Origin of the sequence: Corynebacterium qintianiae (assembly GCF_011038645.2) — a bacterium.
In the GTDB taxonomy this organism is placed as follows: Bacteria; Actinomycetota; Actinomycetes; order Mycobacteriales; family Mycobacteriaceae; genus Corynebacterium; species Corynebacterium qintianiae.
The window spans coordinates 1177881-1198062 of sequence record NZ_CP064955.1 but is presented as its reverse complement, the minus strand read 5'-3'; the positions used below and the strand labels follow the sequence as shown (position 1 = coordinate 1198062).

At 65.4% G+C, this 20182-nt stretch carries 21 protein-coding genes; 17 read left to right on the top strand and 4 right to left on the bottom strand.

Annotated features, from left to right (window positions below; translation table 11 throughout):
• The first annotated feature begins 19 nt into the window (after positions 1–19).
• The 6 genes from efp to G7Y29_RS05875 all read left to right on the top strand — a co-directional run bounded on the left by efp (position 20) and on the right by G7Y29_RS05875 (position 4974).
• Complete coding sequence (gene efp, locus G7Y29_RS05900) at positions 20–583, top strand: elongation factor P (RefSeq protein ID WP_165003936.1); 564 nt, start codon at positions 20–22, stop codon at positions 581–583.
• Entirely contained in the window at positions 583–1116 is a 534-nt protein-coding gene (gene nusB / locus G7Y29_RS05895) for a transcription antitermination factor NusB (protein ID WP_165003937.1), read from the top strand. The genes efp and nusB overlap by 1 nt, the downstream gene beginning before the upstream one ends.
• A 48-nt stretch (positions 1117–1164) precedes the next feature.
• Positions 1165–2016, top strand: a complete 852-nt coding sequence (locus tag G7Y29_RS05890; RefSeq protein WP_165003938.1) for a PPK2 family polyphosphate kinase — start codon at positions 1165–1167, stop codon at positions 2014–2016.
• 161 nt (positions 2017–2177) lie between these two features.
• Positions 2178–3176 carry a substrate-binding domain-containing protein gene (locus tag G7Y29_RS05885; RefSeq protein ID WP_165003939.1) on the top strand — a complete coding sequence of 333 codons (999 nt, stop codon included), beginning with the start codon at positions 2178–2180 and terminating at the stop codon, positions 3174–3176.
• The gene (locus tag G7Y29_RS05880) at positions 3173–4207 is read left to right on the top strand and encodes an ABC transporter permease (protein WP_165003940.1); all 1035 of its coding nucleotides are present in this window, start codon (positions 3173–3175) and stop codon (positions 4205–4207) included. Before G7Y29_RS05885 ends, G7Y29_RS05880 begins: the two co-directional genes overlap by 4 nt.
• Before the next feature lie 8 nt (positions 4208–4215).
• Positions 4216–4974 carry an ATP-binding cassette domain-containing protein gene (locus tag G7Y29_RS05875; RefSeq protein WP_165003941.1) on the top strand — a complete coding sequence of 253 codons (759 nt, stop codon included), beginning with the start codon at positions 4216–4218 and terminating at the stop codon, positions 4972–4974.
• Between the two features lie 88 nt (positions 4975–5062).
• Here the strand turns inward: G7Y29_RS05875 and G7Y29_RS05870 are convergent, their stop codons facing one another.
• From G7Y29_RS05870 to G7Y29_RS05860, 3 genes are read right to left on the bottom strand one after another with little or no spacing between them, the layout of a single operon-like run.
• Positions 5063–5524 carry a YbjN domain-containing protein gene (locus tag G7Y29_RS05870; RefSeq protein WP_165003943.1) on the bottom strand — a complete coding sequence of 154 codons (462 nt, stop codon included), beginning with the start codon at positions 5522–5524 and terminating at the stop codon, positions 5063–5065.
• Complete coding sequence (locus G7Y29_RS05865) at positions 5514–5984, bottom strand: YbjN domain-containing protein (protein ID WP_165003945.1); 471 nt, start codon at positions 5982–5984, stop codon at positions 5514–5516. Before G7Y29_RS05865 ends, G7Y29_RS05870 begins: the two co-directional genes overlap by 11 nt.
• A 10-nt stretch (positions 5985–5994) precedes the next feature.
• A complete protein-coding gene (locus tag G7Y29_RS05860) occupies positions 5995–7341 on the bottom strand; it encodes a TIGR01777 family oxidoreductase (protein ID WP_165003947.1) in 1347 nt (448 codons plus the stop codon).
• Between the two features lie 116 nt (positions 7342–7457).
• Between G7Y29_RS05860 and pyrR the strand changes: the two genes are divergently transcribed.
• The 11 genes from pyrR (at position 7458) to metK (ending at position 19648) form a co-directional block, all read left to right on the top strand.
• Positions 7458–8042: a bifunctional pyr operon transcriptional regulator/uracil phosphoribosyltransferase PyrR gene (gene pyrR, locus G7Y29_RS05855; RefSeq protein ID WP_165003948.1), complete on the top strand. Its 585-nt coding sequence runs from the start codon at positions 7458–7460 to the stop codon at positions 8040–8042.
• Positions 8043–8966: an aspartate carbamoyltransferase catalytic subunit gene (locus G7Y29_RS05850; RefSeq protein ID WP_165003950.1), complete on the top strand. Its 924-nt coding sequence runs from the start codon at positions 8043–8045 to the stop codon at positions 8964–8966.
• Positions 8963–10264: a dihydroorotase gene (locus tag G7Y29_RS05845; RefSeq protein ID WP_165003952.1), complete on the top strand. Its 1302-nt coding sequence runs from the start codon at positions 8963–8965 to the stop codon at positions 10262–10264. Before G7Y29_RS05850 ends, G7Y29_RS05845 begins: the two co-directional genes overlap by 4 nt.
• A gap of 11 nt (positions 10265–10275) precedes the next feature.
• On the top strand, positions 10276–11445 hold the full coding sequence (gene carA / locus G7Y29_RS05840) for a glutamine-hydrolyzing carbamoyl-phosphate synthase small subunit (RefSeq protein WP_165003954.1): 1170 nt from the start codon (positions 10276–10278) through the stop codon (positions 11443–11445).
• A gap of 15 nt (positions 11446–11460) precedes the next feature.
• Entirely contained in the window at positions 11461–14802 is a 3342-nt protein-coding gene (gene carB, locus G7Y29_RS05835) for a carbamoyl-phosphate synthase large subunit (RefSeq protein WP_165003956.1), read from the top strand.
• Entirely contained in the window at positions 14803–15603 is an 801-nt protein-coding gene (pyrF, locus tag G7Y29_RS05830; protein ID WP_165003958.1) for an orotidine-5'-phosphate decarboxylase, read from the top strand.
• 204 nt (positions 15604–15807) lie between these two features.
• Positions 15808–16131 (top strand): integration host factor, actinobacterial type, encoded by a 324-nt coding sequence (gene mihF, locus G7Y29_RS05825; RefSeq protein WP_165003960.1) that lies wholly within the window; start codon positions 15808–15810, stop codon positions 16129–16131.
• A 4-nt stretch (positions 16132–16135) separates the two neighbouring features.
• A complete protein-coding gene (gmk, locus tag G7Y29_RS05820; protein WP_165003962.1) occupies positions 16136–16726 on the top strand; it encodes a guanylate kinase in 591 nt (196 codons plus the stop codon).
• A gap of 7 nt (positions 16727–16733) precedes the next feature.
• Entirely contained in the window at positions 16734–17054 is a 321-nt protein-coding gene (gene rpoZ / locus G7Y29_RS05815; protein WP_413228027.1) for a DNA-directed RNA polymerase subunit omega, read from the top strand.
• 78 nt (positions 17055–17132) lie between these two features.
• Positions 17133–18374, top strand: coding sequence for a bifunctional phosphopantothenoylcysteine decarboxylase/phosphopantothenate--cysteine ligase CoaBC (coaBC, locus tag G7Y29_RS05810; protein WP_165003964.1), 1242 nt, complete (start codon positions 17133–17135; stop codon positions 18372–18374).
• 44 nt (positions 18375–18418) lie between these two features.
• Positions 18419–19648: a methionine adenosyltransferase gene (metK, locus tag G7Y29_RS05805; RefSeq protein ID WP_165003966.1), complete on the top strand. Its 1230-nt coding sequence runs from the start codon at positions 18419–18421 to the stop codon at positions 19646–19648.
• Here metK and G7Y29_RS05800 read toward each other — a convergent pair.
• Positions 19629–20108 (bottom strand): MarR family winged helix-turn-helix transcriptional regulator, encoded by a 480-nt coding sequence (locus tag G7Y29_RS05800; protein ID WP_165003968.1) that lies wholly within the window; start codon positions 20106–20108, stop codon positions 19629–19631. The genes metK and G7Y29_RS05800 overlap by 20 nt on opposite strands.
• Between the last annotated feature and the right edge of the window lie 74 nt (positions 20109–20182).

Below are 20182 nucleotides of genomic sequence, written 5' to 3'. Positions count from 1 at the left end.
TCCGAAGGAAGGCTCAGAAGTGGCAACTACCGCCGATTTCAAGAACGGTCTTGTGCTCAAGGTTGACAACAAGCTGCAGCAGATCATTGAGTTCCAGCACGTCAAGCCGGGCAAGGGTCCCGCGTTCGTGCGCACGAAGCTCAAGGATGTCGTCTCAGGCAAGACCGTGGACAAGACCTGGAACGCGGGCGTGAAGGTGGAGACCGCGACGGTGGACCGCCGCGACATGACCTACCTGTACAACGACGGCACCAGCTATGTTGTCATGGACGACAAGACCTACGAGCAGTTCGAGCTTTCGGCCGACAAATTCGGCGACGCAGCCCGCTTCCTGCTCGAGAACATGCGCGTGCAGGTCTCCTTCCACGAGGGCGAGGCGCTCTTCGCGGAGCTGCCGATCTCCGTCGACCTGAAGGTCGAGCACACCGAGCCTGGCCTGCAGGGCGACCGCTCCACCGGCGGCACCAAGCCCGCCACCCTCGAGACCGGTGCGGAGATCCAGGTGCCGCTCTTCCTGGAAACGGGCAACGTGGTCAAGGTGGACACCCGCACGGGCGAGTACCTCTCCCGTGTCAACCAGTAATGGCTGATTACAAGCGCCACGGGGCGCGTTACCGGGCGCGTCGCCGCGCCGTGGACATCCTGTTCGAGGCCGAGACGCGCGACATCGACCCAGTCGCCGTCGTCGAGGACCGCATCCAACTCTCGCAGGATCCGCACAACGCCGTCGCACCCATCGCCGAATACACCCGCGCGATCGTCGCGGGTGTGGCCGAGAAGCTCGACGATGTCGACGACGCCGTCGAGCGGTTTCTCTCCGAGAATTGGGTGCTCGCCCGTATTCCGGCCGTCGACCGCCAAATTCTGCGTGTCTCCGCCTGGGAGATCCTCTTCAATGAGGAGATAGACGCGCCCATCGCCATCTCCAACGCGCTCGCCATGGCGGAGGAGTACGCGGGTAAGGCCGCGCCGCCGTACATTCACGCGGTGCTCGATGACATCGTGCAGTCGCAGGCTCCCGAAGCCCCGGAAGCTCTGGATTTGACCGGTGAGCCCGAGGACACCTTTGTGGGTGAGATTGTGGCGGAGCCGGGCGTCGTCAAGCCCGAAGCTTGAATCGCTAGAGTTGGGGGTTCGTAGCAACTAACCCAGCAAGGAGCGACCATGTCAAAGATCAACGTGGAGGAAGCCAAGGCTTTCCGGGTGGACGAGCACTTCCAGATCGCGGACGTGGACCCGTCCGCGACCCCGGGCCTCGACGGCGAGGACGACATTGATGAGGCCTTCGGGCACCACGACGACGATCTGGAAAACTTGCAGGAGATGCTCTACGCCAACTCCCGGGCCGACAACGCTGAAGCAGGTTCGGTGCTCCTGGTGTTGCAGGGGATGGACACCTCCGGAAAGGGCGGAATTGTCCGCCACGTCATCGGCGCCACCATGGACCTCCAGGGCGTGAAGGTGCGCGCCTTCGGCGCCCCGACGGAGGAGGAAAGGGCGCACGACTTCCTCTGGCGCTTCGAGCCCCACGTGCCCGAGCCCGGTATGATCTCGGTGTTCGACCGCTCCCACTACGAGGATGTCCTGGTGCAGCGCGTCAAGCAAATGGCACCGCCGGAGGAGATCGAGCGCCGCTACGGCGCGATCGTCGAGTGGGAGAACAAGCTTGTAGAGCGCGGCGTGAAGATCATCAAGATCATGCCGCACATTTCCCGCGAGTTCCAGGCGGAAAACCTCAAAGAGCGCATCCTGCGCGAGGACAAGCACTGGAAGTACAACCCTGGAGACATCGACGACCGTAGGCTTTGGTCGCAGTACATGGCCGCGTACCAGGTCGCAATGACGCGCACGTCGACGGATGCCGCGCCGTGGTACTGCATCCCGTCCGACAACAAGGATTACTGCCGGACGGTAGTGAAGACCCTGATGTACGACGCGCTGAAGTCGCTCAACCTGTCGTGGCCCGACGCCGACTTCGATCCCGAGGTCGAGCTCGAGCGCCTCGCTAATTCCTAACGTCCGCCTTTAGTTCCGCTTTACCTCGCTCGGGAGGTTCACTGACGGGACGGGCCGAGAACTGAATTGTTCACTGACGGCGCTGGTCATCCGCTCTTGATCGATTCAAGCAGCCAAAACCCCATTTGACTAGGTCAGATGGGCTACCCCACTATGGTGTGGTGACTAAAGCTAAAAAGATTGTTGCTAGTGCCATTTCTTTGGGCGTCGCCGCTGCGCTCGCCGCGTGCTCGTCCACCGGCGGTGCGTCTCGCCCGGCGGAGGGAGGAGACCTCGCCGGTGGCGTGGACACGCCCCGCTACGTGGTCGCGATGGTGTCCCACGGCGCACCTGGCGACACGTTTTGGGACCTCGTGCGTAAGGGAGCAGAGGACGCCGCCGCGAAAGACAACATCGAGCTGCGCTACTCCTCCGACCCGCAGGCCCCTAACCAGGCGAATCTTGTGCAGTCTGCGATCGACGCCGGTGTAGACGGCATCGCCGTCACCCTGCCGAACGCGGAGGCCATTGGGCCGGCCGCCCAGCGCGCCGTCGAGGCGGGCATTCCCACCGTCGGGCTCAACGCCGGCATGAACAACTACCAGGACTTCGGACTGAGCGGCTTCTTCGGCCAAGACGAGACCGTCGCCGGCACCGCTGCCGGTGGACGCCTCAAGGAGGAGGGGGCGAAGAACGTGCTCTGCGTCATCCACGAGCAGGGCAATTCCTCCCAAGAGGCCCGCTGCGCCGGGGTGAAGGACGGCCTCGGCGCCGGTGGCGACGTCGAGCTGCTGTACGTCAACGGGCAGGACCTCGTCTCCGCGCAGGCGACGATGCAGGCCAAGCTCGCGCAGGACCCAAGTATCGACACAGTCTTCGGCCTGCAGGCCCCGGTTGCCATGCGCGCCGTAGACGCGGTCAAGGACGCGGGTTCCGACGCCGAAATAGCCACCTTCGACACCAACGCCGAGCTTGTCGACGCCATCGCTGACGGCCGCGTCAAGTGGGCGGTGGATCAGCAGCCCTACCTCCAGGGTTACCTGGCGGTGGACTCGCTCTGGCTGGCCAAGCGCAACGGCGGAACCATTGGCGGCGGGCAGCCCGTCTACACCGGACCCAGCTTCGTAGACGCGACAAATGTGGAGAAGATCGCGGAGGCCGCCAAGGCTGGCATGCGATGAGCACGGCAGTGAAACCCGGCGAGGACCGGCTGCGGAGGCACACTGGTTTCGCCGCGCTCATCAGGCGACCCGAGCTCGCCAGCCTGCTGGGCCTGGCGCTGATCTTCGCCTTGTTCATGGTTGTGGCGCCCGCGTTCCGCTCGTGGGACGCGGTGGCGACGATCCTCTACGCCAGCTCGACCTTGGGCATTGTGGCCGTCGCCGTCGGCCTGCTCATGATTGGTGACGAGTTCGACCTCTCCAGCGGTGTCGCGGTGACAACCGCTGCGCTGGCTGCGACAATGCTGAACTACAACCTGCACCTCAACGTGTGGGTCGGCGCCCTCATTGCTTTGGGCATTTCGCTGGCGATCGGCGCGCTCAACGGTGTGCTGGTGACCCGCACCGGTATCCCCAGCTTCCTGATCACGCTGGCGGCATTTCTCATGCTGCAGGGCCTAAACCTGGCGGTGACCAAGCTCGTGACGGGCCAGGTGGCCACGCCCGGCATCGCCGACATGGCGGGTTTCGATTCCGCCCGCGCCTTCTTTGCCAGCTCCTTTAGTGTCGGCGGGGTCAGCATCCGCATCACGGTCGTGTGGTGGCTGATCTTCGTCGCGCTCGCGTCGTTCGTCTTGTTCAAAACAACCTTCGGCAACTGGATCTTCGCCGTCGGCGGCAACCAGGATGCCGCGCGCGCCTCGGGCGTTCCCGTCGGCCGGGTGAAGATCATCTTGTTCATGCTCGTCGCGTTGGCGGCGTGGTTCGTCGGCATGCACACCCTGTTCGCCTTCGACTCCATCCAGGCCGGGCAGGGAGTCGGAAACGAGTTCCTCTACATCATCGCCGCGGTGATTGGCGGCTGCGCGATGAACGGCGGCCGCGGGACCGCAGTCGGTACCGCGATCGGCGCGCTGATCTTCGGCATGACCAACCAGGGCATCGTCTACGCGGGCTGGAACCCGGATTGGTTCATGTTCTTCCTCGGCGCGATGCTGTTATTCGCGGTGCTGACCAACACCGCCTTCGCCAAGTACACCAATAACGGGTAGGGGAGCACATGGCAATTATCCAGCTCGAGAACATCACTAAGTCCTACGGCGCTTTTCATGCCCTGCGCGGTGTCGACCTCGACATCGAGGCGGGCAAGGTCGTCTGCGTGCTCGGTGACAACGGCGCGGGCAAGTCGACCCTGATCAAGATCCTGTCGGGTCTGCACGAGCCAACCAGCGGAGAGATGCTTCTCGACGCCATCCCCGCCACGTTCTCCTCGCCCCGCGACGCCATCGGCCGCGGCATCGCGACCGTCTACCAGAACCTCGCGATCGTCGATTCGCTCAGCGTGTGGCGCAACTTCTTCCTCGGCAACGAGATCTCCGGCTTCCTCGGGGCGTTGAAGGAGGCGCAGATGCGCGAGCGCTGCGCCGCGGCGCTCAGGGAGATGGGCATCGACATCCCAGACGTGGACGTCGAGGCGGGCAAACTTTCCGGCGGTCAGCGCCAGGTGCTCGCCATTGCCCGCGCGATCCACTTCGGCGCGCGGGTGATCATCCTCGACGAGCCCACCGCGGCGCTGGGAGTGAAGCAGTCAGGTGTGGTCCTGCGTTTCGTCGCCGCGGCCCGCGACCGCGGCGTGGCCGTAGTGCTGGTGACCCACAACCCTCACCATGCTTTTCTGGTGGGCGACACCTTCACCATCCTCAAGCTCGGCCGCCAGGAACTTATCGCCGAGCGGGCTGAGATCACTCTCGACGAACTCACCCACCACATGGCCGGCGGCGGGGAACTCGAGGCGCTCAGCCACGAGCTTGGCCGCTAGCAGGATCCCGGCGCAGTGAGAAATGTTGGGCCGCTGAAAATTTGACCTGGCGAAACTGAGAAAAGTTGAACCCCCGGGGCAACCTTTCTCACTCGCCCGGGTCAGCAGTGCCCGCCGCGTCGTCGCGCAGCTGCTCGAAGTGCTCGGCGGTGACCGTGAGCGCGTCTTGTGCGTGGAGGATTCCGTCGACGGCACGCTTCAGGGCGGAAGAAAGCTGCTGCTCTGTCAGCCCAGCCGCCACCTGGATCTCGGCCTCGGTGCGCACCGTAATGTTCTGCTGACGGTTCACCACGATGGCACGGGCACCCGCAAGCGAGGAATTGAGCTGGTTCGCCGCCAGGTACAGAGTCGGGTCCGGTGTGTCGGAGGGCACCTCCGTGGCCGACGCAGTGCGCACGATCAGCACCGAGTCGAGGATGACGAACATGACCTCAAAGCCGTTGATGTTGGCGTGGGCGGTGCGCCCGGAGGGGTCGTCGACAAGCGAAATGCCGTGGTTTTCCATCGCGGCGATGACGCGGTCGATGGTGACAAAAGTGCTAGTGCTCATTGTGGGGGTCCTCCCAGGTGACCAGGGTCGGGAATGTGGCGGCGAGGAAGTCGAATGCCTGCAGCGTCGCGTCGATGGAGCTGACAGTGAAGGCGCCGAGCTGGTTGAAGGACGCGCCGTGGGTGATGTCCAGGGTGCGCACCGCGCTAATGGCGAGGGTGTCGTCGCCGCTTTCGAAGAAGCGCAGCGTGGGCGCGAAGGTGGACTGGTTGTGCTCGTTGCAGGCGTAGAGCACCTGAGAGGCGGTCTCCTTGGGGAATTCGCCGCGCCAGACGGCCTCGAAAACGAGGGTGTCGTTGTCGATGGCGAAAACCATCGCCGCATTGACGAAACCGGTACGCACGCCGCTTGCCTCCACGCGGTGCTCGAGTGCCTCCGCAGCAAGGATCGCCGCCACGGCGTCGAGGTCGACCGGGCGGACGTCGTTGTTGGGGTCATCGGGTGTAGTTTGTTCGCTCACCCCGCCGACTTTACGGCCCTGACACTGCAGGCTCTACCAGTGCCTCCCGCCCGAGCTCGTGGGCGAGGGCGCTCAAAAGGGTGGGGTAGCGCATGCGCGCCCCCGCAGCGAGCGCAGCTGACGGGATGACGCGCTGGTCCGCCAGCGCGAGCTCGTCGGCGCCTTGCCTGCCGAGCAGCGCTGCCGGCGCGAAACGCGGGATGGACACGACATCGGGGCGGTGCAACAAGCTCGTCAGGGTGGCGGAGAATTCCTCGTTGGTCACCGGGTTCGGGGCGGTCGCGTTGACGGGCCCTTCGACCGAAGTGTCCACGAGGGCGCGGATGTAGATGTCCGTCAGGTCGTCCAGCGAGATCCAGCTCATCCAGAACTTCCCGGCGCCGAAACGCGCCCCCAGGCCAGTGGACGCGGAGAGCTTGAGCAGGGGCAGCAACCCGCCGGCGCCGGAGAGGGCGAGGCCGGTACGCACGTTGACGGTGCGCATTCCCTCCGCGCGCGAGGCCTCCTCCCATCGCTCGCAAACCCCGGCGAGGAATCCCGCCCCGCGCTGATCGCCCTCGTCGTGCTCGCGCCCGCCCGCGTCGGTGCCGTAGTAGCCGACGCCGGAGGCGGAGATGAACGTGGAGATACCGCTGTCCGCAGCGAGGCGCGCGAGATGCTTCGTCGGCCCCACACGCGAATCCTCAATGCGGCGCTTCTTCTCCGCGGTGAAGCGCCCCATGATGGATTCCCCGGCGAGGTGGACAACAGCATCCACCCCGCGCAGGAGGTCGGGCGCCGGCGCATCAACATCCCAGTACCGCGCCCCCGCGGCGGTTTCCGCGCCGCGTGTCAGGGGAACAACGGTGTGCCCGGCGGTGGTGAGCTGCGCCGACAGCGCCGTTCCCACCAGGCCGCTGGCCCCCGTCACGGCAACGGTCAGCGGGCGCGTCGCCGGCAGGGAGGAGAGGAACTCGACATCGCCGATGAGCTGGCGCTGGCGGTAAGCGACCGCGCGTGCCAGCAGGAACCCGGGGACGCGGGTGTCGATGGTGTCGGTGATGCGCGTGCCCATTCCGGAAGCGTCTTCGAAGGAGTGCGTGTGCACCCACCTGGTGGCACCGCGGAACGGCTGGTTTACCACCGTGTCCCGGAAGGAGTGTCCCTCGCGGAAGCCGTTGGGGTCGTGCTCCGCGACCCAGCGCTGGCGGGCAGGCAGGGCAAAGACGGTTGTGCCGTCGGCAAGCGAGCGCGCCTGACGGATAGGGCGCATGGGCATAAACGGAGGGGTGAGCCGGACGACGGCGCCCGGGCGGGTGTGCCACCGCCAAACCTCATCGACGGGCGTGGGGACAAAGTGGGATGCTGTCAAGCTCATGAAGGTGCCTTGGATCGGTCGGCGGGATGCTAATGTCGTGGATGGTCTCAAACTTAGACTTCTATCCAGTTCGACATCCTTTAAATTCCGCACTGTGAGGCGGGGAAGGAGGTCCGGTGAGCGGAGAAGATTCGCGCGCTACTGCGGGCACGGTGGAGTTATTGAACGCCTCCGACGTGGCGCGCACGATCGCACGCATTGCGCACCAGATCATAGAGAAAAACGCTATCGGATCCGGCGGATCTGATAGCGCGCCCCGGGTGATTCTCCTCGGGATTCCGTCCGGGGGCGTCCCGCTGGCCCGGCGGATCGCTGAGGCGGTGGAGGAGTTTTCCGGCGTCCACGTGCAGGTGGGCAGCCTTGATGTGACGCTCTACCGCGACGACCTGAACAATCGCCCGCACCGGGCGCTACTGCCCACATCCATCCCGGGGGACATCAACGGCGCGGTTGTCGTGCTTGTCGACGACGTCCTGTTCTCCGGCCGCACTATCCGCTCTGCGCTCGACGCGTTGGGTGACATCGGCCGGCCGGCCGCGATCCAGCTCGCCGTTCTGGTGGACCGCGGCCACAGGGAGCTGCCGATCCGGGCTGATTACGTGGGCAAGAACATCCCGACGTCGAGAAGCGAGGACGTACGTGTCACCCTCACTCCGATCGATGACGCCGATGCCGTCACCTTGCTGAAGGAGGGGGAGTAAATGAAACACCTGATTGATATCAAGGACCTGTCCCGCGACGAGATTGTGGGCATCATGGACGAGGCTGACCGCTTCCGCGAAGCGCTGCACGGCCGCGAGATGAAGAAGCTGCCGACGCTGCGCGGCCGCACCATCTTTACGCTGTTCTACGAGAACTCGACGCGCACCCGCTCGTCGTTCGAGACGGCGGGAAAGTGGATGAGCGCCGACGTGATCAACCTGTCGGCGTCCTCCTCGTCCGTAAAGAAGGGGGAGTCGCTCAAGGACACGGCCCTGACGGTGGAAGCCGTCGGCGCCGATGCGATTATCATGCGCCACCCCGCGTCCGGCGCGCCGAAGCTGCTCACGCAGTGGCTGCCGGGCACGTCCATCATCAACGCGGGCGACGGCCAGCACCAGCATCCGACGCAGGCACTTCTCGACGCCGTGACCATGCGCCAGCGCATCGGCGACGTGGCTGGCCGCAAGGTGCTGATCGTCGGCGACGTGCTGCACTCGCGCGTCGCCCGCTCCAACGTGGACCTGCTGTCCATCCTCGGCGCCGAGGTCGTGCTCGTCGCGCCCCCGACGCTGCTTCCCACCGGCGTAGAGCACTGGCCCGCTCGAGTGAGCTCGGACTTCGACGCCGAGCTTCCCGGAGCGGACGTAGTGATGATGCTGCGCGTGCAGGCCGAACGGATGGACGGCGGGTTCTTCCCGTCGCACCGCGAGTACGCGACGCTCTACGGGCTCTCCGCCGCCCGCGCCGACGCGCTACAAGACGGGGCGCTGATCATGCACCCCGGCCCGATGCTGCGCGGCATGGAAATCAACTTCGGCGTGGCCGACCGCGACAACACCGCGGTGCTGCAGCAGGTGACCAACGGCGTGTACACCCGCATGGCGGTTCTGTTCACGCTCCTGGCAGGAGAGGAAAGCAAATGACGACATTCGTCTTGAAACATGTCCGCCCCTACGGCGAGGACGAGGTCAACATCCTCATCAAGGACGGCGTGATCGCCGCCCTCGGTGCCGACGTCGACGTTGACGAAGCCGACGACGGGTACGACGCCGCCGGCAAGGTGCTGCTCCCCGGGCTCGTGGACATGCACGTCCACCTGCGCGAGCCCGGCCGCGAGGACACCGAGACGATCGCCACCGGCTCGGACGCCGCCGCGCGCGGCGGGTTTACGGCCGTGTTCACGATGGCGAACACGAACCCGGTGATCGACCAGCCCTTCCTCGCCGAAGCCGTGTGGGAGAAGGGCCAGGCTTACGGCACGTGCGACGTCTACCCGGTGGGCTCCATTACCCAGGGTCTTGAAGGCAAGCAGCTAACTGAGATCGGTTTGATGAGCCGCTCGCACGTGCGGATGTTCTCCGACGACGGCAAGTGCGTCAACGACCCGCAGCTGATGCGCCGCGCCGTCGAGTACGCCAAGGCTCACGACGTCTTACTTGCCCAGCACGCCGAGGACCACCGCATGACCGAGGGCGCCAGCGCGCACGAGGGTGAGACCGCAGCCCGCCTCGGCCTGCGCGGCTGGCCGCGGGTGGCAGAAGAATCCATCGTGGCGCGCGACGCAATCATGACCCGAGACTACGGCGGGCGCCTCCACATCTGCCACGCCTCAACCGAGGGCACCGTGGAGCTGCTGCGCTGGGCAAAGACGCAGGGCATCAACATTTCCGCCGAGGTCACGCCCCACCACCTGTTGCTGACCGACGCGAAGCTCGAAAGTTATGACGGTGTCTACCGCGTCAACCCGCCGCTGCGCGAGGACCGAGACACCATCGCGCTGCGCCAGGCGCTTCTCGACGGCACCGTCGACGTCGTCGCCACTGACCACGCGCCCCACGGCTCCGAGGACAAGTGCGTCGAGTTCGAAAACGCTAAGCCCGGCATGCTCGGGCTGGAAACGTCGCTGGCCGTCGTCGCCCAGGTTTTTGTGGAGTCCGGGCTGGCCGACTGGCGCTTCGTGGCCAAGGTGATGAGCGAGCGGCCGGCCGAGATCCTCAAACTCGAGGATCAGGGTCGCCCCATCGCCGTGGGAGAGCCCGCCAACCTCACGGTCATTGACCCCGGTGCTTCTTGGACCGCCCGCGGCGAGGAGATGGCGTCGAAGGCGTCGAACACCCCGTACGAGGGCATGGACTTCAACGCCCGCGTGGCGCTGACGCTGCTGCGAGGCGCCGTGACCCATTGCGAAACCGACACGACAACCCCGAGCACAACCGACTAAGGAAGAAACTCATGATCAACCAACGCATCCCCGCCGTGCTTGTGCTCGGTGACGGCACCACCTTCCCGGGCTTCTCCTTCGGTGAAGCTGGCGAGGTTTTCGGCGAAGCCGTGTTCACCACCGCCATGACCGGTTACCAGGAGACTATGACGGATCCGTCCTACCACCGCCAGATCGTGGTCATGACGGCGCCGCAGATCGGCAACACCGGCTGGAACGACGAGGACAACGAGTCGCACGACAACCAGATTTGGGTCTCCGGCCTCGTCATCCGCGACCTGTCTAAGCGCGTGTCCAACTGGCGTGCCGACCGCACTCTCGAGGAGGAGATGAGCAGCCAGGGAGTCGTGGGCATCTACGGCGTGGACACACGCACCGTCGTGCGCCACCTGCGCAATTACGGCTCTATCGCGGCCGGGATTTTCACCGGGGACGCGGCGCGAGAGGGCGTCGATACGCTTGTTGCTCGAGTGAACGCGCAGCCGTCGATGGCGGGTGCCGACCTTGCCGACGAGGTCTCGACGAACGAGCCGTACACCGTCGCGCCGAAGGGTGAGAAGCGCTACACCGTCGTCGCCTACGACATGGGCATCAAGACCGCGACCCCCGGGCACTTCGCTGACCGCGGCATCGAGACAATCGTGGTGCCCGCCAACACGCTCTACTCCGAGATTGCGAAATACAACCCGGACGGTGTGTTCATCTCCAACGGACCCGGCGACCCGGCCACCGCCGACGCAATGGTGGAAGTCACCCGCGACGTCATCTCCGCCGGGGTGCCACTGTTCGGCATCTGCTTCGGAAACCAGATCCTCGGGCGCGCGTTGGGGTTGAGCACGTTCAAGCTCAAGTTCGGCCACCGCGGGGTCAACGTGCCGGTGAAGAACCACCTCACCGGCAAGATCGACATCACGAGCCAGAACCACGGCTTCGCGCTCGAGGCGCCCGTCGGGCCGGGGGAGAGCTTCGACACCGACTTCGGCCCGGCCGTGGTCACCCACACATGCCTCAACGACGGCGTGGTTGAAGGCGTTGCGCTGGAAAGCGGAATGGCCTACTCAGTGCAGTACCACCCCGAGTCCGCGGCGGGACCGCACGACGCCAACCCCCTGTTCGACCAGTTCATCGCCCTGATGGACACTCACCGCGCAGGTTCTAGCACCGGCGCTAGCCAGAAATAACCAGGAGAGGAAAACATGAAGCGAGAAGACATCAACCACGTCCTGGTTATCGGCTCCGGCCCGATCGTCATCGGCCAGGCATGCGAGTTCGACTACTCGGGCACCCAGGCGTGCCGCGTGCTCAAGGACGAAGGCCTGCGCGTCACCCTGATCAACTCCAACCCGGCGACGATCATGACCGACCCCGAGTTCGCCGACCACACCTACGTCGAACCGATCGAGCCGGACTACATCGACAAGATCCTCGCCCGCGAGGCCGAGCAGGGCCACCCCGTCGACGCCATCCTTGCCACCCTGGGTGGCCAGACCGCGCTCAACGCCGCGATCAAGCTGGACCGCCTCGGCATTCTGGGCAAGCACGGCGTGGAGCTCATCGGCGCCAACATCGACGCGATCGAGCGCGGCGAGGACCGCCAGAAGTTCAAGGACATCGTGGCCAAGATCGGCGGCGAGTCCGCGCGCTCGCGCGTGTGCCACACCATGGACGAGGTCCACGCAACCGTCGCCGAGCTCGGCCTGCCGGTTGTGGTCCGACCGTCGTTTACCATGGGCGGGCTCGGTTCCGGCCTGGCGTTTACCATGGACGACCTCAACCGCATCGCCGGCGGCGGGCTCGAGGCCTCGCCGGAGGCCAACGTGCTGATCGAGGAATCCATCCTCGGCTGGAAGGAATTCGAGCTTGAGCTGATGCGCGACGGCGACGACAACGTCGTGGTGATCGCCTCGATCGAAAACGTCGACGCGCTCGGCGTGCACACCGGCGATTCCGTCACAGTCGCCCCGGCGCTGACCCTGACGGACCGCGAGTACCAGACCATGCGCGACCAAGGCATCGCGATCATCCGCGAGGTCGGCGTCGACACCGGCGGCTGCAACATCCAGTTCGCGGTCAACCCGATTGATGGTCGCATTATCACCATCGAAATGAACCCGCGCGTGTCGCGCTCCTCGGCGCTGGCGTCGAAGGCGACCGGCTTCCCGATAGCGAAGATCGCCTCCAAGCTGGCCATCGGCTACACGCTCGACGAGATCACCAACGACATCACCGGCGTCACCCCGGCCGCATTCGAGCCGACGCTGGATTACGTCATTGTGAAGATGCCGCGCTTCGCGTTTGAGAAGTTCCCGGGCTCGGACGAGACACTCGGCACCTCCATGAAGGCCGTGGGCGAAGCAATGGGCATCGGCCGCAACTACATCCAGGGCCTGAACAAGGTGATGCGCTCGATGGAGGACAAGGCCAACGGCTTCTGGACCCGGCCCGACTCCTACTTCGCGCCCGGCCGCGAGACGGATCTCAGCGCCGTGCTCGAGGACCTGCGCACCCCCACAGACAAGCGCATGTACGACGTCGAGCTCGCGTTGCGCCTCGGCGCGAGCATCGAGCAGGTGCACGAGGCCTCCCACATCGACCCGTGGTTCCTCGCCGAGCTCGCCGCGCTCGTCGAGTTCCGCCAGACGCTTGTCGACGCCCCCGTGCTGGACAAGGAGCTCCTGCGCGAGGCCAAGGTCTACGGCCTGTCGGATGCCCAGATCGCCGCGCTGCGCCCCGAGCTCGCGGGCGAGGATGGCGTGCGATCGCTGCGTAGCTCCCTCGGCGTGCACCCCGTGTTCAAGACCGTGGACACCTGTGCCGGCGAGTTCGAGGCGCAGACGCCGTACCACTACTCCTCCTACGAGTACGACGAGAACGCCGAGAGTGAGATCGCGGACTCCGGCAAGGACAAGGTCATCATCCTCGGCTCCGGCCCGAACCGCATCGGCCAGGGCATCGAGTTCGACTACTCCTGCGTCCACGCCGCCCTTGAGTTGTCCCGCATCGGTTACGAGACGGTAATGGTCAACTGCAACCCGGAGACGGTGTCCACCGACTACGACACCGCCGACCGCCTCTACTTCGAGCCGTTGACCTTCGAGGACGTCATGGAGGTCTACCGCGCGGAATCCGCGTCCGGCACCGTCGCCGGCGTCATCGTCCAGCTCGGAGGGCAGACCCCGCTCGGCCTGGCGCAGCAGCTTGCCGACGCCGGCGTGCCGGTGGTGGGCACCTCGCCCGAGGCGATCGACCTGGCCGAGGACCGCGGCGAGTTCGGCAAGGTCCTCGACACCGCGCAGCTGCCCGCGCCGGCGTACGGCACCGCGACGTCGTTTAGCGAGGCCCGCGAGGTCGCCGACCGCATCGGTTACCCCGTGCTCGTGCGCCCGTCGTATGTCCTCGGCGGCCGCGGCATGGAGATCGTCTACGACGAAGCCAACTTGGAGGACTACATCAACCGCGCCACCGAGCTGTCCCCGGACCACCCGGTGCTGGTGGATCGCTTCCTCGACTCGGCCATCGAAATCGACGTGGACGTGCTGTGCGACGGCACCGAGGTCTACCTCGGCGGCGTGATGGAGCACATCGAGGAGGCCGGCATCCACTCCGGTGACTCGGCCTGCGCGCTGCCGCCGATGACGATCGGTCCGGAGGACATCGCCAAGGTGCGCCGCTCCGCCGAGGCCCTCGCTCACGGCATCGGAGTTAAGGGCCTGATGAACGTCCAGTTCGCTCTCAAGGACGACATCCTCTACGTCATCGAGGCAAACCCGCGCGCCTCGCGCACCGTGCCGTTTGTGTCCAAGGCTACCGGCGTGCACATGGCCAAGGCCGCCTCGCGCATCATGATGGGCGCGACGATCGCGCAGCTCAAGGCCGAGGGCATGCTGCCGACCGCCTACGACGGCGGCTCGCTGCCGCTCGAGCACCCGATCGCCGTGAAAGAGGCGGTGCTACCGTTCACCCGCTTCCGCACCCCGGCCGGTGAGGTCCTGGACACCATCCTCGGCCCCGAGATGAAATCCACTGGCGAGGTGATGGGGCTTGCACCGTCCTTCGGCGTCGCCTACGCCAAGGCCGAGGCCGCCGCGTTCGGTGAGCTGCCGACGCAGGGCACAGTGTTCGTGTCCGTGGCCAACCGCGACAAGCGCTCGCTGATTTTCCCGATCCAGCGGCTGCATACGATGGGATTCAACGTCGTTGCCACCGCCGGCACCGCCTCTATGCTGCGCCGTAACGGCATCGAGTGCGAGGTCGCGCTGAAGGCTTCCGAGGTGCGCGAGGGTGCGCAGGGCACGTCGATCGTCGAGCGGATCGGCAACGGCGAAATCGACCTCATCCTCAACACCCCGGCTGGCTCTTCCGGTGCGCGCCACGACGGTTACGAGATCCGTGCTACCGCCGCGGCCAACAACGTCCCGCTGGTCACCACCGTCCAGGGCGTCGTCGCCGCGGTGCAGGGCATCGAGGCGATCCGCGACAACGAGGTCACGGTCATGAGCCTGCAGGAGCTCGACCACAACCCCGGCGGTGCACGGTAGATGGGTTTCGGGCAGAAGCTTGTCAGCGCAGGGGAGCGCCTCGGGCGCCTCTGCGTTGGTATCGACCCCCACGCAGCTCTGTTGGAGAAGTGGGGATTGGGTGACAACGTTGCGGGTCTGCGCGAGTTCTCGCGTATTTGCGTGGACGCATTCGCGGGCCATGTCGCGCTGGTCAAACCGCAGGTCGCGTTCTTCGAGCGCTTCGGTTCGGCAGGATTCGTCGTGCTGGAGGAGACCCTGGCTGCGCTGCGCGAGTCGGGGACCCTAGTGGTGGCCGACGCCAAACGCGGTGACATCGGTTCGACGATGGAGGGCTACGCCCGCGCCTGGCTCGGTGCTGGCTCGCCGCTGGAGGCGGACGCCGTGACCCTCACCCCGTACCTCGGGGTTGGATCCTTGGATCCCGCGATCGCACTCGCGGAGGAGACGGGTAAGGGCGTGTTCGTCATGGCCGCGAACTCTAACCCGGAAGCCGAGGCGTTCCAGACGCAGGCGATCGACGGCGTCACAATCGCCCAGCAGATGGTTGACGCCTGCACGGCGTACAACAGGGGAGAAACCGTCGGTAACGTCGGTGTCGTCGTGGGGGCGACCGTCGCCGCCCCTCCTGCGTTGACCGAGCTCAACGCTCCGGTGCTTATGCCCGGCGTCGGGGCCCAGGGAGCGACGCTTGACGACGTCGCCCGCATCGCCGGCGCCCAGATCCACCTGGTTTTCCCGAACGTGTCCCGTTCCGTGCTGGCCTCTGGCCCGGATGTCGGTGAGCTGCGTAAACGCGCAACCGAGCTGGCGAAACCCTGACAAAGCCCGACCCTATTCGTAGAATGGGAAAAAGCCTGGTAGTTTAAGTGCGTCATCGCGGTGACGTGGCAAAACGCAGTAAAACCCAGCCAGGTTGACCGACGATCGTCCGGCCCGGTGCTACACTGAGCCGGAATCCGCGAGTTGCACCGTTGGAATTTAGCACCGGCGGGAAACTCAAACTACTACTATTTGGAGGAATCCGTGGCCCTTCCACAGTTGACCGATGAGCAGCGCAAGGAAGCACTCGCCAAGGCGGCAGAGGCACGCAAGCAGCGCGCTGAGCTGAAGGCATCGCTGAAGCGCGGCGACACCAACCTCAAGGATGTTCTGGACAAGTCCGACTCCGACGAGATTATCGGCAAGACCAAGGTCTCCGCACTGCTCGAGGCCATGCCGAAGGTTGGCAAGGTCAAGGCCCGCGAAATCATGGAGGAGCTCGAGATTGCTCAGACCCGCCGCCTGCGCGGCCTGGGCGACCGCCAGCGTCGCGCCCTGCTGGAGCGTTTCGGCTTCTCCGAGGACTAAACAGGTGGCAGACGTGACACCGCGGGGCCGGCTCGTAGTTCTGGCCGGTCCCTCCGCTGTCGGGAAATCGACGGTTGTCCACCGTCTGCGCTCTGACGTTCCCAACCTCTACTTCTCGGTGTCGATGACAACACGGGCGCCACGCCCGGGTGAGGTCGACGGCAAAGATTACTTCTTTGTCAGCGCCGAGGACTTCCAGCGCAACATTGACGCCGGGGAGATGCTCGAATGGGCGGATATCCACGGTGGCTTGCAACGTTCCGGCACGCCGGCGCAACCCGTCAGGGCCGCTCTCGCTAAAGGGCGACCCGTCCTCGTCGAGGTGGACTTGGTCGGGGCCCGTAACATTAAGGCTCTCATGCCTGATGCGGAGACGGTTTTCCTCGCTCCGCCGTCCTGGGAGGTCCTTGTCGAGCGGCTCACTGGCCGCGGAACCGAGTCTGCCGATGTGATCGAGCGCCGTCTCGCAACCGCACGGCAGGAGTTGGAGGCTCAGGGAGAGTTCGACAATGTCGTGGTCAACGGCAACGTCGAGGACGCAGTAGCGGCAATCGCGGGCATCTTGCTGCGCACACCCAACAACAACGACGAGTAGGTTCATTTTGAGCAACATAAGCAACGATCTGCCAGTGGATCAGGAGGCCGTGACCGCGGATTCTTCCGACACCCTGGTCTACGACACCCCGGAGGGCATTACCGCGCCGCCGATCGACGAGCTTCTGAGCAAGGTCTCTTCCAAGTACGCCCTGGTGATCTTCGCGGCAAAGCGTGCGCGGCAAATCAACAGCTACTACCAGGAGCAGGACGAGGGCGTTTTCGAGTTCATCGGTCCCCTGGTGACCCCGGAGGCCGGTGAAAAGCCCCTCTCTATGGCGCTGCGCGAGATCCAGGCCGGGCTCCTGGAGCACGAGGAAGGCCAGTAAGGCATTCTGCGGCGTCAGCGACGCGGCCACCCGTGACGGGTCGGCCGCGTTTTCCATGCTCGAGTAGACTCGTGACACATGACTGAATCCCGCAACGTGGTAATCGGCGTGTCCGGAGGCATCGCGGCCTACAAGGCGTGCCACCTCATTCGGGACTTCAAAGAGCGCGGCGATGACGTGCGGGTGGTGCCCACGCCTAACGCTTTGAACTTCGTGGGTGCCGCGACGTTCGAGGCGCTTTCGGGCAACCCTGTCGACACGGGCGTGTTTACGCGAGTCGACGAAGTGCAGCACGTGCGCGTTGGTCAGGAGGCCGACCTCATCGTGGTTGCACCCGCCACGGCCGATGTCGTGGCCAGGATAGCGGCCGGGCGTGCCGACGACTTGCTGACGTCCACCATCCTCGTCGCCACGTGCCCGGTCGTTGTCGCCCCGGCAATGCACACGGAGATGTGGCTGAATCCGGCGACGCAGGCGAACATTCGCACGCTCCGGGTACGCGGGATCACCGTCCTCGAGCCCGCGCACGGGAGACTGACGGGCAAGGACACCGGGCCCGGGCGCCTGCTCGAACCGGTGCAAATCGCCGAATTGGCGCGTACGGTCGCGGAGACGGGACCGCTGGGCCGCGGGCTGGAGGGCAAACAGGTGCTCATCAGTGCCGGTGGCACACAGGAGAACATCGACCCCGTCCGCTTCATCGGAAACCGCTCCTCAGGGCGGCAGGGGTTCGCCTTGGCGGAGATCGCGGCCCATAAGGGCGCGCGGGTGACGCTCGTCGCGGGAGACACCGACGAGCTCTACGCCCCGGCGGGCGCGGACGTCGTGCGAGTGCGCTCCACCCGCGACCTCGAGGTGGAGATGAACGCGCGGGCGGTTGACGCCGATGTCATTATCATGGCCGCGGCCGTGGCCGACTTTAGGCCCGCGTCGGAGTCCGCATCCAAGATGAAAAAGGGCAGGGACACCGACGCGCTCACCCGCATCGAGCTGGTGGAGAATCCGGACGTGCTGCGTGGGCTCGTCGATCAGCGGCGGGCGGGTGAGACTGCCGCCACCATCGTCGGATTCGCGGCTGAGACGGACAACGTTCTCGACAACGGCAAGGCGAAGCTCAAGCGCAAGGGGGCCGACATGCTCATGGTGAATTCGGTGGCTGGGGGAGCGGTGTTCGGGCAAGCGCGCAACAGCGGCTGGCTGCTGGGGTCGGATGGGTCGGTGAGGGAAGTTCCGGACGGGCCGAAGCACGTCGTCGCTGCGCGTATCTGGGACGCTATCGAGGCGTTCGGGTTGCCAGACCCCCGAGAGTTGGCAAATTAGACAGCTTGGTCTATATTGGCTGGAGTTACTTACGAGCCGAAGGAATGACTGCCTTGTCTACTTTTCACCGCCTGTTCACCAGCGAGTCCGTGACCGAGGGTCATCCCGACAAGATCTGTGACGCGATTTCTGACGCGATCCTCGACGACATGCTCGCGCAGGACCCTTATTCGCGCGTAGCCGTTGAGACACTGGTCACCACCGGCCAGGTGCACGTCGTGGGGGAGGTGCGCACCGAGGCGTACTCGAACATCGCGAAGATCGTGCGCGACAAGCTCGTCGGCATCGGATTCACCTCCTCCGAGGTGGGTTTCGACGGCCGCACCTGCGGCGTCAACATCGCCATCGGTGAGCAGTCGGAGGAGATCGCCAACGGTGTCACCACGTCGCAGGAGGTCCGGGAGCACGCGTCGACAAGCGATGGTGACCAATCCGGTGCGGGCGACCAGGGGCTGATGTTCGGGTACGCCACGAATGAAACTGAAGAGTTCATGCCGTTGCCGATCGCCACCGCGCACCGCCTGTCGCGCCGCCTGACGGAGGTGCGCAAGATGGGCGAGGTCGTTGGCCTGCGTCCGGACGGCAAGACGCAGGTCACTTTCGCCTACGACGGCGACACCCCGGTGCACCTGGACACGATCGTTATCTCCACCCAGCACGACCCGGAATTCAAGCGTGCCGAGCTCGAGGAGGCGCTGCGCACGAAGGTTGTGGAGTGGGTTGTCGAGGACGCGGGCTTGCAGAGGTTCTACACCGCGGATACCACGCTACTGGTTAACCCCTCTGGCTCCTTCGTCCTCGGTGGGCCCATGGGCGACGCCGGTCTGACAGGCCGCAAGATCATCGTGGACACCTATGGCGGCATGGCCCGCCACGGTGGTGGTGCGTTCTCCGGCAAGGACCCGTCGAAGGTGGACCGCTCCGCGGCCTACGCCATGCGGTGGGTGGCCAAGAACATCGTCGCTGCAGGCCTCGCCGACCGGGTCGAGGTGCAGGTGGCGTACGCCATCGGACGCGCGAACCCCGTCGGTTTGTACGTTGAGACTTTCGGTACTGCTGCGCAAGGCCAGACCGACGTGACCATCCAACAGGCGGTGGAAAAGGTGTTCGACCTGCGCCCGGATGCCATCATCCGCGAGCTCGACCTCCTGCGCCCCATCTACAGCCAAACCGCCGCGTACGGCCACTTCGGCCGCACCGACATCGACCTTCCGTGGGAGAAACTGGACAAGGTCGAGGAGTTGAAGGCGGCCGCTACTTCCCGTTCTCGATAGCGTCGACAATCCGGCGCCCGCTCTCCCGAACCTGCCGAAGCTGCGTCTTGGTGAGCGGGTCGAATACGAGGCGGCGCACGGTGTTGACGTGGCCGGGAGCCGTCTCGACGACCTTGGCCATGCCGTCGTCAGTGAGTGTGGCCAACGTGTAACGGCCGTCGTCCGGATCCGTCGCACGCGACAGCCAGCCACGCTTTTCCAGCCTGCTCACTACCTGGGACAGCCGGGGCAAGGCGGACTCGACCCGCCGCGCCAGCGCGCTCATCCGCAGGGTGCGGTCCGGGCTCTCCGAGAGGATAGACAAAACCTGGTACTCGAAGTGGCTCACACCTGAATCCCGCTGCAACTGGGCATCCAGAGCAGCGGGCAGGCGGACGAGGACGCTGACCAGGGCGTTCCACGTCTGCCGCTCCTGGTCGTCGAGGTAGAGGGCTTCCTCGGGCTGCGGGGCGTTACTCATGGTCGTCAGCATAACCGGGTAACTTCAGTGGTGAAGTCAGACCCTCGCTGTGGCGGTGCGTCCCTGCAGGCGAT

Excerpts from the sequence above, each read along its gene's own strand:
- pyrF (WP_165003958.1), top strand. The coding sequence starts at position 14,803 with ATGGGTTTCGGGCAGAAGCTTGTCAGCGCAGGGGAGCGCCTCGGGCGC.
- carB (WP_165003956.1), top strand. The coding sequence starts at position 11,461 with ATGAAGCGAGAAGACATCAACCACGTCCTGGTTATCGGCTCCGGCCCG.
- G7Y29_RS05870 (WP_165003943.1), bottom strand. The coding sequence starts at position 5,524 with ATGAGCACTAGCACTTTTGTCACCATCGACCGCGTCATCGCCGCGATG.
- G7Y29_RS05880 (WP_165003940.1), top strand. The coding sequence starts at position 3,173 with ATGAGCACGGCAGTGAAACCCGGCGAGGACCGGCTGCGGAGGCACACT.
- G7Y29_RS05800 (WP_165003968.1), bottom strand. The coding sequence starts at position 20,108 with ATGAGTAACGCCCCGCAGCCCGAGGAAGCCCTCTACCTCGACGACCAG.
- G7Y29_RS05850 (WP_165003950.1), top strand. The coding sequence starts at position 8,043 with ATGAAACACCTGATTGATATCAAGGACCTGTCCCGCGACGAGATTGTG.
- nusB (WP_165003937.1), top strand. The coding sequence starts at position 583 with ATGGCTGATTACAAGCGCCACGGGGCGCGTTACCGGGCGCGTCGCCGC.
- G7Y29_RS05860 (WP_165003947.1), bottom strand. The coding sequence starts at position 7,341 with ATGAGCTTGACAGCATCCCACTTTGTCCCCACGCCCGTCGATGAGGTT.
- G7Y29_RS05845 (WP_165003952.1), top strand. The coding sequence starts at position 8,963 with ATGACGACATTCGTCTTGAAACATGTCCGCCCCTACGGCGAGGACGAG.
- metK (WP_165003966.1), top strand. The coding sequence starts at position 18,419 with ATGACTGCCTTGTCTACTTTTCACCGCCTGTTCACCAGCGAGTCCGTG.
- G7Y29_RS05875 (WP_165003941.1), top strand. The coding sequence starts at position 4,216 with ATGGCAATTATCCAGCTCGAGAACATCACTAAGTCCTACGGCGCTTTT.
- carA (WP_165003954.1), top strand. The coding sequence starts at position 10,276 with ATGATCAACCAACGCATCCCCGCCGTGCTTGTGCTCGGTGACGGCACC.
- coaBC (WP_165003964.1), top strand. The coding sequence starts at position 17,133 with ATGACTGAATCCCGCAACGTGGTAATCGGCGTGTCCGGAGGCATCGCG.
- G7Y29_RS05890 (WP_165003938.1), top strand. The coding sequence starts at position 1,165 with ATGTCAAAGATCAACGTGGAGGAAGCCAAGGCTTTCCGGGTGGACGAG.